This window comes from Pseudomonas sp. ACN8 (assembly GCF_002303925.1).
Lineage (GTDB): Bacteria > Pseudomonadota > Gammaproteobacteria > Pseudomonadales > Pseudomonadaceae > Aquipseudomonas.
In genome coordinates, this window is the sequence record NZ_MRCS01000026.1 from 21441 (window position 1) to 36183 (window position 14743).

Annotated in this window: 11 protein-coding genes and 1 pseudogene; 4 read left to right on the forward strand and 8 right to left on the reverse strand. The window is 62.8% G+C overall.

The annotated features are described in order from the left end of the window. Positions 1–12 precede the first annotated feature (12 nt). Positions 13–1590 carry a DUF1302 domain-containing protein gene (locus BSF44_RS16060; protein ID WP_095944337.1) on the reverse strand — a complete coding sequence of 526 codons (1578 nt, stop codon included), beginning with the start codon at positions 1588–1590 and terminating at the stop codon, positions 13–15. Between the two features lie 266 nt (positions 1591–1856). Here BSF44_RS16060 and BSF44_RS16065 point away from each other — a divergent pair, with 266 nt between their 5' ends. Together BSF44_RS16065 and BSF44_RS16070 are read left to right on the forward strand one after the other, a co-directional pair. Next, positions 1857–3599, forward strand: a complete 1743-nt coding sequence (locus tag BSF44_RS16065) for an FAD-binding protein (RefSeq protein ID WP_095944338.1) — start codon at positions 1857–1859, stop codon at positions 3597–3599. Beyond that, on the forward strand, positions 3596–4474 hold the full coding sequence (locus BSF44_RS16070) for an SDR family NAD(P)-dependent oxidoreductase (RefSeq protein ID WP_095944339.1): 879 nt from the start codon (positions 3596–3598) through the stop codon (positions 4472–4474). The genes BSF44_RS16065 and BSF44_RS16070 overlap by 4 nt, the downstream gene beginning before the upstream one ends. A 251-nt stretch (positions 4475–4725) precedes the next feature. On the opposite strand, the gene BSF44_RS16075 is transcribed toward BSF44_RS16070, so the two are convergent. The 6 genes from BSF44_RS16075 to BSF44_RS16100 form a co-directional block, all read right to left on the reverse strand. Then, complete coding sequence (locus tag BSF44_RS16075; protein WP_095944340.1) at positions 4726–6306, reverse strand: FadD3 family acyl-CoA ligase; 1581 nt, start codon at positions 6304–6306, stop codon at positions 4726–4728. Between the two features lie 72 nt (positions 6307–6378). Continuing rightward, positions 6379–7125, reverse strand: a complete 747-nt coding sequence (locus tag BSF44_RS16080) for an SDR family NAD(P)-dependent oxidoreductase (protein WP_095944341.1) — start codon at positions 7123–7125, stop codon at positions 6379–6381. Positions 7126–7356: 231 nt separating this feature from the next. Next, the gene (locus BSF44_RS16085; RefSeq protein WP_095944342.1) at positions 7357–8439 is read right to left on the reverse strand and encodes a ferredoxin--NADP reductase; all 1083 of its coding nucleotides are present in this window, start codon (positions 8437–8439) and stop codon (positions 7357–7359) included. Between the two features lie 13 nt (positions 8440–8452). Then, positions 8453–9208: a glucose 1-dehydrogenase gene (locus BSF44_RS16090; protein ID WP_095944343.1), complete on the reverse strand. Its 756-nt coding sequence runs from the start codon at positions 9206–9208 to the stop codon at positions 8453–8455. Further along, positions 9196–10875 carry an FAD-binding protein gene (locus tag BSF44_RS16095; protein WP_095944344.1) on the reverse strand — a complete coding sequence of 560 codons (1680 nt, stop codon included), beginning with the start codon at positions 10873–10875 and terminating at the stop codon, positions 9196–9198. The genes BSF44_RS16090 and BSF44_RS16095 overlap by 13 nt, the downstream gene beginning before the upstream one ends. 9 nt (positions 10876–10884) lie before the next feature. Next, positions 10885–11400 (reverse strand): flavin reductase family protein, encoded by a 516-nt coding sequence (locus BSF44_RS16100; RefSeq protein WP_057714069.1) that lies wholly within the window; start codon positions 11398–11400, stop codon positions 10885–10887. A gap of 395 nt (positions 11401–11795) precedes the next feature. Here BSF44_RS16100 and BSF44_RS16105 point away from each other — a divergent pair, with 395 nt between their 5' ends. Together BSF44_RS16105 and BSF44_RS16110 are read left to right on the forward strand one after the other, a co-directional pair. Beyond that, complete coding sequence (locus BSF44_RS16105; protein WP_095944345.1) at positions 11796–12980, forward strand: flavin-dependent monooxygenase; 1185 nt, start codon at positions 11796–11798, stop codon at positions 12978–12980. 123 nt (positions 12981–13103) lie between these two features. Further along, positions 13104–14225 carry an LLM class flavin-dependent oxidoreductase gene (locus BSF44_RS16110; RefSeq protein WP_095944346.1) on the forward strand — a complete coding sequence of 374 codons (1122 nt, stop codon included), beginning with the start codon at positions 13104–13106 and terminating at the stop codon, positions 14223–14225. A gap of 221 nt (positions 14226–14446) precedes the next feature. Here BSF44_RS16110 and BSF44_RS31135 read toward each other — a convergent pair. Next, positions 14447–14524, reverse strand: a pseudogene (locus BSF44_RS31135) (outer membrane lipoprotein carrier protein LolA); the annotation flags it as partial. Positions 14525–14743: the final 219 nt, after the last annotated feature.

The following is a 14743-nucleotide window of genomic DNA, read 5'->3' on the forward strand; positions in this document are numbered from 1 at the left end:
CCGACAGGGGAATCAGAACCGGTACTTGAAGTTGAGCGCGACGTTGTCGCGGTCGGCCAACGGGCTGTTGTTGGCGCTGCCGAGGTAGGCGTTGTAACGGGCCTCGACGGTGAAGTTGCCCAGGTAGCGCCACGAGCTGCCGATGCTGGCGCGGTTATCGTTCTGGCCGGCGTTGATCGAGCCGACCATCGAGCTGTCGCCGTGAGCGGCGGCGCTGAAGGTGACAGGCACCGACATGTCCCATCCGCTGAACACGTCGTTGTAGTCAAAGTTCGCCTGCACCGTGTAGCCCCAGGCATCGCGGTCGTAGACCAGGCTGTCGGTTCCCGGCAGCGCGAAGCCCGGCGCCAGGGTCACCGGCTGCGACTTGTCGTTGCTGACCACGGTGTTGTAGACCAGCTCGCCGGTCAGGCTGGTGTTGTCGGCGAAGGCGGTCGGGCCGAGCACGTAGATCATCGACGTTTGCGCTTGCACGGTCTTGCCACGCACGGGGCTGGAGAAACCGTTGTCGACCATCACCGGCGTGCCGTCGCGGTAGCTGACTTCACCGGCCCAACTGACGTCGCCCAGCACGGTGGCGAAGCTCGCGCCGAACAGGTCGATGTTGTCGAAGTAGCGCACCTGGTAGCGGCCCAGGTTCGTCGCGAAATCCAGCGACGGCGTCTTGTCGTGATAGCGCGAATAGAAGAGGCCGAACTCGGTGTTGTTCAGCGACTCGGCGGCGTAGGTGAAGGCCACACCGTACTGGCCGCTGTCGCTTGGCTTGTCGTCCTTCAGACGGGTGACAAAACCGGAGGCGTCGTTGAAACCGCCCTCGTCGATGAAGTCGGTGGTGGAGAAGTAGCTACCCACGCCGAACAGCTCGGTCTTTTCCCACTTGTATTGGTAGTAGGCCTGGATACCCAGGCTTTCGGTCAGGGCGAACTGGGTGAACAGCTGGCCGACCGGCAGCAGGATTTCCTTGACCTCGACGCCGGGGGTGGTCGCCTTGGTCGCGTCCACCGGGCTCTGGGCCGCGGAAATGCCCGGATAGAACAGGCTTTCACCCCAGCTCACCACCTGGTTGCCTAGGCGCGCGTTGAAGGCATGGCCGCCCAGGTCCCAGGTGCCATAGGCGTAGTAATCGAGCATGCGCAGTTCATTGCGGTGCTGGTCGATGGTGTCCTGGGAGAAGCGGTCAGGCTTGCTGCAATGGCCGCCGGCGAAGCAGTTGGAAGTGCCGGTGGTGTTGTCGTTGTCCTGATCGTAGACGTTGTCGTAGAAGCCCGTCGCCCGGACGAACACGCCGTAGTCGTCCTGCCACTTGATGTTGGCTTCGGTGAGAAAGCCACTGCGGTTGTTGATCAGGCTGCCTTTGTCGAACGCGTTGTCGCCGTCGTTGCCGTTGGCATTGGCAGTCAGTTTGTGATCGCGAGACTCGGTCCGCCAGGCGAGGCTGTACGTCAGTGTGGTGTCCCAGTCGATGCTCAAGTCTTCGCTTGGCTGAAAGCTCATGGCGTTAACGTGAGCGCTAAGTCCACCAGCCAGCATCAATAGAACAAGCTGTGTGCGAGGGTGCTGTGTTGGTGGGGCGATTATTGTTTTTATCATGTCGTCCTCATGGCCCAGGTCAGACCTGCCCGACCTGCATTTCAGGGGGGTGATTGGTGCTGTGGGCGACTATGGAGTCACGACTTGCGCGCAACATCGTCCAAGCGGACTAAGCGATTTGTACGGGGCGGCCCCAGGCCTGGCCTTAGTCTTATCGGACGATGAACACCCGGCGCGCGCGGCGAACAATCCCGAGACCGACTGCACCGGGCGAAGATCCGGCGGTGGCGGTTTCTGCCTGATGGGCGCTGAACAAGGGTGATCGCATGAACGCTGCCGGGATCAAATGGGATGAGTGCTGTGATGTGTTGGTGATTGGCTCGGGAGCCGGGGGCATGACCGCTGCGCTGCGCGCCCACGACCTGGGCCTCAATGCGCTGCTGATCGAAAAGAGCGGCGAGTACGGCGGTACCTCGGCGGTGTCCGGCGGCGGCATCTGGATCCCCAACAACCACCGGATCAATGCGATCGGCGGCAGTGATTCGGCGGCCGAAGCGATTGCCTACATCCGCGCCGTGACCCATGGCGAGATCGATGACGGGCGCATCGAAGCCTATGTCGAGCACGGTCGGGAGATGGTCGAGTACCTGGAACAACACACCCGTGTGCGCTTCGAGGCGCAACCGCGCTACGCCGATTACTACCCGGAAGTCGAGGGCGGCAAACCGGGCTATCGCTCGATGGATCCGCAACCGTTCGATGCCGCCGAACTCGGCGAAGAATTCCTGCGCATGCGCGCACCGTCCCCCGGCACCCTGATGATGGGGCGCATGGCGATGACCATGAAAGAGGCGCAAGTGCTGTTGTGCCGTGGGCCCGGCTGGTTGCGCCTGACCCTGCGGGTGATGTGGCGCTACTGGCGTGATCGCGAAGGCCGACGCTTGTCCCGTCGCGACCGCTTCCTGACTTTGGGCAATGCCTTGATCGGCGCCTTGCGCTGTTCGTTGCTCGATCGCGGCAAGTCGCTGTGGCTCAACTGTGCGCTCGAAGAACTATTGCTGGTTGATGACCGGGTCGGCGGGGCGCGGGTCAATCGCAACGGTCAGTTGCTCAACGTCAAGGCGCGTTACGGGGTGATCATTGCCGCCGGTGGTTTCGAGCGTAACCAGGCGATGCGCGAGCAGTACCTGCCGCAGCCGTCCCAGGTGAACTGGAGCGCCACGCCGCCGAACAATACCGGCGACGGTATCCGCGCGGGTCAGGCCATTGGCGCACGAACCGCATTGATGGAGCACAGCTGGTGGGCGCCGACCACCTACGTGCGCGGGGAAGAAAAACAGCGCGCCTTGTTCGTTGAACGTACGTTACCGGGGTGCGTGATGGTCAACGCGGCGGGGGCGCGTTTCGTCAACGAAGCCGCGCCCTATACCGATATCGTTTACGCGATGTACGCCAATAACCGCGAAGGTGCCGCGAGCGTGCCGTGCTGGATGGTGTTTGACGCCGAGTTCCGCCGCAAATACCCGTGCGGTGCGTTGCTGCCGGGCTATGCCCAGCGCGATTGGCAATTGCCCGAGCATCTGCGTGATTACTTTCAAAAAGCGTCGAGCCTGGAAGAACTGGCGACGAAAATCGGCGTCGATGCCGCCGGACTGGTGCGCACTGTGCAGCGTTTCAACGGCATGGCGGTGCAGGGTGTCGACGAGGATTTCCACAAGGGCGAATCGCTGTTCGATCGCTACTACGGCGACCCGAACGTGCAACCCAATCCGTGCCTGGCGCCGTTGCTCAAGGGACCGTTCTATGCCGTGCGCATCGACGCCGGCGACATCGGCACCAAGGGTGGCCTGCTGACCGACGTGCACGCCCGCGTGTTGCATGAAGACGGCGAACCGATCAACGGCCTGTACGCCATCGGCAACAGCGCCGCCTCAATGATGGGCCGCACCTATCCGGGCGCCGGTTCTACCATCGGCCCGGCCATGACTTTCGGTTACCTGGCCGCCAATCACATCAAACGCCAGAGCGAAACCGCGTCGGCGAAAACCTTGTTCGGGAGTGTCGAATGAACAACCAGCATCCACAGGTCGCCGTAGTGACCGGCGCCAGTCGCGGAGTCGGGCAGGGCATTGCCCAGGCCCTCGGGGCGGCGGGCATGACAGTGTATGTCACCGGTCGTGCTCCGGCGCAAGGCGGGTCGAATTTGTATGGGCATGCCTTGCGCGGCTCGTTGCAGGACACCGCCGCTGCGGTTACCGCTGCCGGTGGACGCGGTATCGCGGTCGTCTGTGACCACGCCGATGACGCGCAGGTTCAGGCACTGTTTGCCCGCGTTGAAGCAGAGAGCGGGCATCTGGATTTGCTGGTCAACAACGCCGCGTTCATCCATGACCGGTTGATCGAACCGGGGCCGTTCTGGGCCAAACCGCTGGAGCTGGTGCGCATTCTCGACGTCGGTCTGCGCTCGGCTTACATCGCCAGCTTCTACGCGGCACCGTTGTTGCTGAAAAGTGCCCAGGGGCTGATTTGCTTTACCTCGTCATTCGGTGCCGGGTGCTACATGCATGGCCCGGCGTACGGCGCGCAAAAGGCCGGGGTCGACAAGCTGGCGGCGGACATGGCGATCGATTTCGAAGGGCAGGGTGTGGCGGCGTTATCGCTGTGGCTCGGCCCGCAACTGACCGAACGCACGAAGATTGCCGGCGAGCAGCATGGCGAGCAGTACCAGGCGTTCCTGGCTCACGCTGAAACCCCACAGTTCAACGGGCGGGTGATTCATGCCTTGCTCAATGATCCACAGTTGATGGCGTTGTCCGGGCAGACCCTGATCACCGCCGAAATCGCCCCCGGCTACGGCATCAGTGAAGCCGAAGGCCGCCAGCCACCGTCCCACCGCGCCATGCTCGGCAACCCGCGCCAGCAGCATCCGGCGCGGGTGGTCTGAGCCGTCCAGTCATACACAAAAATCTGTAGGAGCGAGCCTGCTCGCGATGACGGCAGAACATTCAACATCTATGTTGACTGACCTGACGCTATCGCGAGCAAGCTCGATCCCACAGTTGATCTGTGTCGGACGCGAAATCTGTGTACACCCTCGAACATTGTAGGAGCGAGCCTGCTCGCGATGGTCTATCAGTTGCATTGATGTCGACTGACACACCATCGCGAGCAGGCTCGCTCCTACAGGGATTGCGTTTAGTCTGCGGGCTGCAGTGCCCACTCGCGCAACACATTCTTGGTCACTTTGCCCGCCGCATTGATCGGCATCTTCTGCAGCACCTGCACCCGGCGCGGAACCTTGTAGTTGGCCATCTGCTCGCGGCACCAGGCGAGGAACCGCGCCTGTTCGATTTCCACACCTGGTGCGGGCAGCAGGAACGCCATCGCCACTTCACCCATGCGCTCATCGGGAATGCCGATCACCGCTGCCTGGGCCACGCCCGGATAGGTCAGCAAGCACTGTTCGATCTCCGCCGGGTACACATTGAAGCCGCCGGTGATGAACATGTCCTTGAGGCGGTCGGTGATGCGCAGGTAACCCTGCTCGTCGAGCATGCCGATGTCGCCGGTGTGCAGCCAGCCGTCGGCGTCGAGAATTTCCTGGCTGGCTTCGGGGTTGTTCAGATAACCCTGCATCAGGTTGTAGCCGCGAATCTGCACTTCACCGGGAACGCTCGCCGGCTGGCTGCGACCGCTGCTGCCGACACAACGCACTTCAACTCCCGGCATCGCCCGGCCACTGGTGTTGGCGACCCGTTCCGCAGAGTCACCGGCGCGGCAGATCGTGGCGAAACCGCAGACTTCCGTCAGGCCATACGCGGTGACGATGGTGGCGAAGCCCAGTTCGTCGCGCATGCGGTGGATCATCTCCACGGGAATCGCCGCCGCCCCGGTCACTGCCACGCGCAAGGAACTCAGGTCGAATTCGTTGCGCTGCGGATGGGCCAGCAACGACTGATACAACGTCGGTGGCCCGGGCAACACGGTGATGCGTTCCCGTTGCACGCATTCGAGCACGGCCTGCACGTCGAACACTTGCTGCGGCAGCAGAGTGCAGCCACGCATCAACGCCGCCAGCCAACCGGCCTTGTAGCCGAAGGAGTGGAAGAACGGATTGACGATCAGGTAGCGATCGCTCTCGCGCAAGCCGACGATATCGCTCCAGTCACGCACGATGCGCAGGTTCTGGCCGTGGCTGGTCATCACGCCTTTGGGTTTGCCGGTGGTGCCGGAGGTGAACAGCACGTCGGACAAGGCCTGCGGGCCAACGCTCTGTTCGCGGGTACGCAGGGCCAGGTGCGGCACGTCGATCCCCAGGTCCATAAACCGTTCCCAGGCCAGGGTGCCTGAGTTGGCACCGCGTACGCTGACGATGTGGCGCAGCTCAGGCAGATCCTCGGACGCCAGCATGCCGGGATAGTCCGCACCAAGAAACTCGCCGATGGCAAACAGTACGCAGGTGCCGCTTTCTCGCAGGATGTAGCCGGCCTCGCTGCCTTTCATCCGGGTATTGAGCGGCACCAGGGCGGCGCCGACACTTTGCAGGGCACCGGCGGCGACAATCCATTCCCACACGTTGGGTGCCCAGACCGCCACGCGGTCCCCGACCTGTACGTCGAGGGCCAGCAGTGCGCGGGCAGCCTGGCGGCGCAGTTGGTCCAGTTGTCGGTAACTGATGACGAGGCCCGCGTCCTTGATGGCCGGGCGATCGCCGTAGGCCTGGGCAGCGTTGGCGAACAGTTGAGCGATGGTCAGTGCGGTGGCGACAGGCGGCATGGGGCCTCCCCGATTAGAAGACAGTTGCGAAAAAGGGAGTAGGCCGGGCAGGGCGCCCGGCCGGATAACGAATTACTGGGCGGGCGGGGCGAAACGGCGACCGGCGGAGAAACCACCGTCCACGGCGATCATCTGGCCGCTGACAAAGGACGCTTCGTCGGAGGCCAGGAACAGCGCGACGTTGGCCACTTCTTCCGGTTGCCCGGAGCGGCTGAGCATATGCTGCGAGGCGAAGAAGGCGTGGAACGCGTCGTTGTCACGGACCATGCTGGTCATCGGCGTTTCGATCAGGCCCGGGCACAAACCGTTGACGCGCACGTTGGCGTAGCCGTAGTCGATGGCCATCGAGCGGGTCAGTTGGTTGATGCCGCCCTTGGACACGTTGTAGGCCACGTTGCCGTCGCAGCCTTGCAGGCCGAAGATCGAACCGACGTTGATGATCGAGCCATTGCGTTGTTCAACCATCGACGCCAGCGCGTACTTGCTGGTGAGCATGCTGCCGGTCAGGTTGATGTCCATTACCCGTTGCCAGTTGGCGGTGGTGGTCTGGGTCACGCTGCCCTGGTCGGCGACGCCAGCGGCATTGACCAGCACGTCGATGCGTCCGAAGCGGTTGATGACTTCTTGCATGACCTGCTGCACCTGCGCTTCGTCGCGCACGTCCAGGGTCATGAACAGGCCGGGAAAGTCTGCCGGTGCGCTGCCGATGTCCAGCCCGACCACTTGCGCGCCTTCGGCCGCGAAACGGCGCACGCAGGCCAGACCGATCCCCGAAGCGCCGCCGGTGACCACCGCGACCTTATTCTGCAAACGAGCCATAACTGCACCTCTTTATTGTTGTGGGCTAATGCTGTGGCCGAGTCTAACCGCTGACCGGGCCTGGGTGATCGTCCAATGAGACTAAGCAACAGATCTCAAGACCGGCACATTTCAACTGTAGGAGCGAGCCTGCTCGCGAAAAACGCCCGGGCACCGCGGTCATTCAGATAGGGCGCGTTATCGTTGACGTCCATCGCGAGCAGGCTCGCTCCTACAGGGGGATGCGTATCTTCAATCGGGGAATTTCAGGTGTACCTTGGCGCCGGTTGGTCGGCTCTGGCAGGCCAGGGTCCAGCCGTCGGCCAGTTCCTTGGGCGTCAGCACATCGTTGCGTGCCAACTGAACCTCGCCTTCCTTGACCACACACATGCACGCGCCGCAGAAACCTTCTTCACAGGACGACGGCACATCCAGGCCGGCGGCCTTGCAACTTTGCAGCAGGGTGTCGCCCGGCTGGCAGGTAATTTCGTGTTGCTGGCCATCGAGTTCGACGATCAGCGCTTTGCACTGCGAACCCATCGCTGCCTCGCGGGCGAGGGCTTCTTCGGCCAATAGTTCGTCGGGGTCCGGCGGTGAGACGAAACGTTCGACATGGATCCGCTCGGCCGCTTCGCCCAGTGCCAGCAGCGCGCGCTCCACGGTGTCCATGAACGGTCCCGGCCCGCAGATGAAGTAGTCGCCGCCGGCCGACCCGCGCAGCAGATGACGGACCTGATGGTCCGTCAGGAAACCCTGCACCGAATCGAGGACGTGCACCACGTGCAGTTGATCAGGATGCGCCTTGATCAACCGGCACAGCTCGTCCTTGAAAATCACCGACGCTTCATCGCGGTTGGCGTAGATCAACTTGATCGGCCGCCGACTGCTGTGCAGCACTGATTTGAGAATGGAAAACACCGGGGTGATGCCCGAACCGCCCCCGAACAGGACCAGGGGCTTTTCGGTGTCCGCCTGCGGGTCCAGGCAGAACAGCCCGGCCGGTGGCAGTACTTCCAGCCAGTCGCCGACCTGCACTTCGTTCATCCAGTTCGACACCCGGCCGCCGTCGACCCGTTTCACCGTGACCTTGGGCAGCGCGTCCGCGAGGGGCGAGCTGGCCATGGAATAGCAACGGGTCAACAGTTTGCCGGCCAAGGGCACGCGAAAACTCAGGAACTGGCCCGGTTTGTAGCGAAAGCGCTCACGCAGGGTTGGCGGTACGTCCAGCACCAGCGAGCGCGCATCGGCGGTCTCGTCGATCACCGCGCACACTTGCAATGAGACACTTCCCGTCGTGTGTTCGGCCGGGGTCAGGTTCTGTTGTTGCGTGCCCATGTTCACCTCGACCTCAGAGCCCGCTGATCAGCTGGGCGTTGTCGACGCGGATCTCGGCACCGTTGACGAATCGCGACTCGTCGGCGGCGAGGAACAGCACCACGTTGGCAATGTCCCGTGGCGCGGCCATTCGGTTCATCGGGTCCTGGTCCAGCGCTTCCTGCGGGATCGGTTGACCACCGGCCAGGGCCTGGGTCATCGGCGTGTTCACGCCATCGGGGTGCACGCTGTTGCAGCGGATGCGGTAACCCTGTTGCTTGCAGTGCAAGGCGATGGAGCGGGTCATCGCCGCCACTGCGCCTTTGGACGCCGAGTAGGCACAGAACATCGGCATTGCGCCCAAGGCCGCCACCGACGACATGTTGATGATCGAGCCGCCGCCGGTTTCCTTCATGGCCTGGATCGCGTACTTGCAGCCGAGGAAGTAGCCTTCGCCGTTGATCTTCTGCACTTTCTGCCACAGTTCCAGCGTGGTGTCTTCGATGCTGCCCAGGGCCAGGATCGCGGCGTTGTTGACCAATACATCGAGACGGCCGAAGTGTTCGACGGTGGTCTTGACCACGTGTTGCCAATCGCTTTCGCTGGCGATGTCGTGGCGGATGAATAGCGCGTTGCTGCCGATCTCGGCGGCAACCTGACGGCCAGCCTCTTCGTTGAGATCGGTCAGCACCACTTTGGCGCCTTCGCGGGCCAGCAGCAGGGCGTCTTGGCGACCGATGCCGCTGGCGGCGCCGGTGATGATGCAGACTTTGCCTTCTACACGTTGCATTGTTGTTCTCCTGATCGTGCGGTTTGAAGTGCGAATTGGTCGGCCACGTGGGCGGCAGCCCGGCGACCGGAAAAGATGCAGTCGGCCAATGACAGGCCGGAGACATAAAGGTTGGACGCGACACCGACAGCGTTACGGCCGGCGCTGTAGAGCCCGTTTATTGGCTGGCCGGCGTGGTCCAGCACCTGTCCGCTGGCCTCGCAGACCTTCAGCCCGCCGAGGGTGATGACCGGGCAGGGGAAGAGCTTGCTGTCGAAAGACAGGTCGAGGGCGTACCACGGACCCTGGTCGAGGTTGGCGAGCATCGCGGCGGACTTGCCGAACTCGTCGGCGACCTCACCGCGTGCCGCGCGGGAATAGCGTTCGACACTCTGGCGCAGCAGTTCCGGCGGCAGGTTGCAGCGTTTGGCCAACCCGGCCAGGCTGTTGCTGCGCTTGGCGTTGAACAGCAGGTTGAGCAGCACCGGCAGGCGCTGGAAATTCCAGACTTTGCCCGGGCCGACCTGGCGCAGCGCTTCGCGCACCAGCTCACGGTTGAGTACCAGAATGGCTCGGCCTTCCTGTTCTTCGACCATGGCGTGGCCGAGGGTCGCGCCGTAGATTTCTTCGTTGGCGTAACGCTGTCCGCGGGCATTGACGATCAGTCCCCGGGCCCAGGCCAGTGGCGGGTTGATGAAACGCCAGGCGCTGACCTTGTCCATCCGCGCCACGCTGCCACCGGCGCTCTGGCCCAGGGCGATGCCGCTGCCATTGCACCCGGTGGCGCCCAGCGGCAGGCCGGCCAGGTATTGCGGCGCGTGTTGGCGCACCAGATCGCGATTGAAGATAAAGCCGCCGCTGCTCAGCAGCACCGCCCGTTCGGCGCGAATCAATTGCCGAATGGCGCTGCTCTGTTCGATGCGACGCTGCCGGGCGCGCAAGCGGTCGGCCAATGCCGGAGCGTACATATGAATGGCCGCGGCCCAGCGCGACAGACGCGCATGTTGTTTGGCGGCGCGGCTACCCGACGGCAGTTGCCAGGCTTCAACACCGATGACTTTGTCGTCGAGGTCGAGCACCAGTCGCCGTACTTCGCACTGGCTGCGCAGGCGTGCGCCATGACGCAAGGCGCTGGCCTTGAGCGGCGCGAACAGGCTGGCACCGGACATGCCCGGGCCTTGGGTGCGGTGGCCACGGGGCGCCGGCTTGGCGCTGGCGGCATAGGCCGGCACGGCTTCGTTGCCGGAGTAATAGAGATAGTACTGGTCGCTCGGGTACGAGGTTTTATGCGGTGGCACGCTGGCCTCGAAGGCCGCGCCTTGTCGCTCCAGCCAGGCCAGTTGCTCGCGGCTGCCGTCGCAGAAGTGCTTTAGGGTTTCGCCGCTGACGGCTTCCCCGACTTCCTGACGCAGGTAATTGAACATGGCTTCGCTGCTGTCTTCGTAGCCAGCCTGACGCTGATACGGCGTACCGCCGCCGGCATACACCACGCCACCGCTGAGTGCCGTGGCGCCGCCGCCTTCGAAGCGATCCAGTGCGAGCACCGACAAGCCGCGAGCACTGGCTTCGATGGCGGCACAGGCGCCGGCACCGCCAAACCCGACGATCAGCAAGTCGCAGCGGTCGTCCCATGGCAACTGGTCGGCGCTGTTCACTCGCAACGCCGTCAACCGGTTCAGGCTGTCCATGTTCGGGCCTCAGCCAGCAGCAGCGAGAGAAGGTGCGGGTTTGGCGGTGGTGGTATAGCTGCCGTCGAGGTAGACCAGCGGGGTGATTTCGGCGGTGGTGTGGATCTGCAGGATGCGCCCGATGAACACGGTGTGGGTGCCGTAGCTGAAGTGGCCGTCCTGGCGGCAGAGGATTGCCGACTGCGCATCACCCAGGTAAGGAATACCGCCGGGGCTGGTCAGCCAGTTGCCACGGTCGAAGCGCGCTTCGCCCTTGATTGCACCGCTGCACAGGTTGGCCAGGTCTTGTTGTTCGACGCCGAGGATGTTGACGCAGAAGTCGGCGCCGGTCGCCAGTGCGGCGTGGGGCGAGGCGGTCTTGTTGACGCAGATCAGCAGCGATGGCGGCTCGGTGCTCAGGGAGTCAACGGCCGTGGCGGCCATGGCGAAGCGTTCGGTGCCGTTGCTGGTGCTGATAATGGTGACTGACTTGGCCAGGCGGCGCATGGCCTGGAGCATGTCGGCTTTGAGATTGACGTCGTTCATCGCACTGGGCCTTTTTGTTGGTTGGGGAGTGCGATGGATTCTTGCGCTGACGTCTAGCGCAAACATCGTCCGAGGGGACTAGGCATCAGGCCATTTCAATGTTGAATGTGCCGGCCCCATCGCCAGCAGGCTGGCTCCCACAGGGTTGGTGGTTGTTCACTGATTTTGTGTACGACGCTAATCCCTGTGGGAGCCAGCCTGCTGGCGATGGCGGCCTGCCAACCAACACACCTCTTTCAGATGTACCCCAAGTAACTGTTGTCCCAAAACCACATGGTCCGTTTGAGGGATGCCCGCCGCTTTGCGCATTGTTTGAATGCCAGTGTAGGGGCGCTACACCCGCCCCGTTGCACGCGCGCCCCGGCGGATGGGGTGAACAAAGGAGAACAATAAAAATGCTCAACCAAGACCTGATTCGCCAGCGTCTGAGCCAACGTGCCCGCGAGTTGGTGCCGATCCTGCGTGAGCGCGCCCTGAATGCCGCGCAAGCCGGGCAGTTGCCTGAAGAAACCCTGAAGGATTTCCAGGACGCCGGGTTCTTTCGCATCCTGCAACCGTCCCGTTGGGAAGGCTATGAACTGGAGCCCAAGGATTTCTTCGACGTACAGATGACCCTGGCCGAAGGCTGCATGTCGTCTGCCTGGGTGCTGGGGGTGGTAGCGATCCACAACTGGCAATTGGCGCTGTTCGACGACCGCGCGGCCCAGGATGTCTGGGGTAGCGACTCCAGCGTGTTGATCTCCTCTTCCTATATGCCGGTGGGCAAGGTCGAGCGGGTCGAGGGTGGCTTCAAGTTGAGCGGTCGCTGGGGTTTTTCTTCCGGCAGCAAGCATTGCGACTGGGCGTTCCTCGGTGCGCTGGTGCCGTCGGCAGAGGCGGGCGGGGCGCCGGATTATCGGACGTTCCTGGTGCCGCGTAGCGACTATCAGATTCTCGACAACTGGAACGTGATGGGCCTGGAAGCCACCGGTTCCCACGACATTCTGGTGGAGAACGCCTTCGTTCCCGAGTACCGCACCCATCGCGCGTTCGACGGTTTCATGCAGAACAGTCCGGGCAATGCGGTGAACACCGCACCGTTGTTCCGCCTGCCGTTCGGGCAGATTTTCGTGCGTGCGGTTTCGTCGTCGGCCATCGGTGCCCTGCAAGGCGCGGTGGATCAGTTTGTCGAGCACAACCGTGCCCGGGTCGGGGTCAATGACGGGCGCAAGATGGTCCAGGACCCGGCTGCGCAATCGGCGTTGGCCAATGCCATGGTCTGCGTCGACGAGTGCAAGACCGTGTTGCATCGCAACTTCGCCCTGATGCTGGAGCGCGCGCAGAAAGGGGAGGCGTTGAGCATGCCTGAACGGGTGAAGATGCGTTACGACTCGGCGCTGGTGGCCGACAAGTGCGCCAAGGCCGTTGGCGATCTGATGTTCAACAGCGGTGCTTCGACGATCTTCCGCAGTCATCCGATCAACCGTGCGTTCCGCGACATTCACACCGGTCGCGCCCACGTCGCCAACAGCCCGGCCAAGTACGCCTGGAACCTTGGCGGCGTCAGCATGGGGCAGGACAGCAGCGACTTTTTCCTCTGACGCGATGCCACGAATCAGCTAGTCCGTTTGCGTGATTCGAGCGCCCTGCCAATACCCGAGCATGGGCGCAAGGCGAAGGTCTACGGCGCCGACTGCGCATCCAAATAAGCACAAGGATCAACCATGAAATTTTCCCTGATTTACGAAGCCCAGACGGTGGACTCCAGCCGCGAAGGCGACCGCAAGATTTTCGAAGACACCGTCGAGCAGGCCGTGCTGGCCGACAAGCTCGGCTTCGACACCTTCTGGTGCGTGGAGCACACCGCGCTGAGCAACTACTCGCACATGTCCGCGCCGGAAACCATGCTGGCTTTCGTGGCCGGTAAAACCGAGCGCATCGGCATCGGCCACGGCGTGGTCTGCCTGCCGCCGGCGATGAACCACCCGGTGAAGGTCGCCGAGCGCATCGCCACCCTCGACCTGCTGTCCAAGGGCCGTGTGCACTTTGGCGTGGGCAAGGGCGGCACCCAGCAGGAAGCCGGCACCTTCGGCTACGACCTGGCGACCTTGCAGCCGCAGATCGACGAGATGATGTACCTGATCCCGAAAATGTTCGTGCAGGACGAGATCGAGCACAACGGCGACTTCGTGCAGATCCCCAAGCGCCCGATCCATCCAAAGCCTTACCAGGATCCGCACCCACCGATGTACCTGGCGTGCACCAACACCGAGTCGCTGAAGAATGCCGGCGGTCGTGGCATGGGCGCGCTGGTGCTGGGCTTCGGTGGCCCGGAAGAAATCGCCAAGAAGGTCGAGGTGTATCACACGGCCTACGACAACCGTGACGAGAAGAAGCAAGTGGGCTTCCGCCCTAATCGTCACATCGCCGCGCTGTGCCCGGCCATCGTGCTGGAAGATAACGAAGAAGCGCGCCGCATCGGTATCCGTGGCCAGCGTTACTTCATGGAATCCCTGGGCTACTGGTACGGCGGTGGCGAGCGTCCGGACCCGGAGAAGTGGAAGGACGACACCTTCGTCGACGGCAACGGCCAGAGCGTGATCAAGTCGCGCTTTGCCTCGGAAGAAGTCAGCGTCGACTTCTCCGACCCGACCATGGCCATGATGAACCCGAACCATGCTTACGGCACCGTCGAGGATTGCATCGGCTACGTGCAGCGCCTGATCGATGCCGGCGCCGACGAAATCCTGTTCATCTGCCAGATGGGCACCGTGCCGCAGTGGGCGCAGCTGGAGACTTTGAAGAACATTGGCGAGAAGGTGATTCCGCACTTCCGTAAGGGTTGATGCGGGTCAAACCTCGCAACCCCTGTGGGAGCCAGCCTGCTGGCGATAGCGGTCTTACATTCAACATCCATGTTGTCTGACACACCGCCATCGCCAGCAGGCTGGCTCCCACAGTTTGATCGCATTTCAGGCCTGGCATGGACGTCAGGTCAACTTTCCAACGGGTCCCCAAGGCCCGTTTTTTTATGCCTGCCGAATAAGATTGAACACCGCATACCCCTTGTAGGAGCGAGCCTGCTCGCGATGAACCGGAGAGCGCCGCGGGGTGTCAGGTTTCCAGCGTTATCGTTGACGACCATCGCGAGCAGGCTCGCTCCTACAGGTTTTTGGCCTATAGATAGCGCCTGTTTAACGGCTGTCAGTGTTACTTGATGAAAGCTACAACGCCTTGCGTCGTTGCCTACAGGTACGCCAGAATCCGCCGGCTTGTGCGCCCTGGACCCCCTCGGTAACTTGATTCGCGTCACTGCTCATCAGTGATCGGGTTTAGTCGCCCGTTGTGACACGAAGCGCATTTG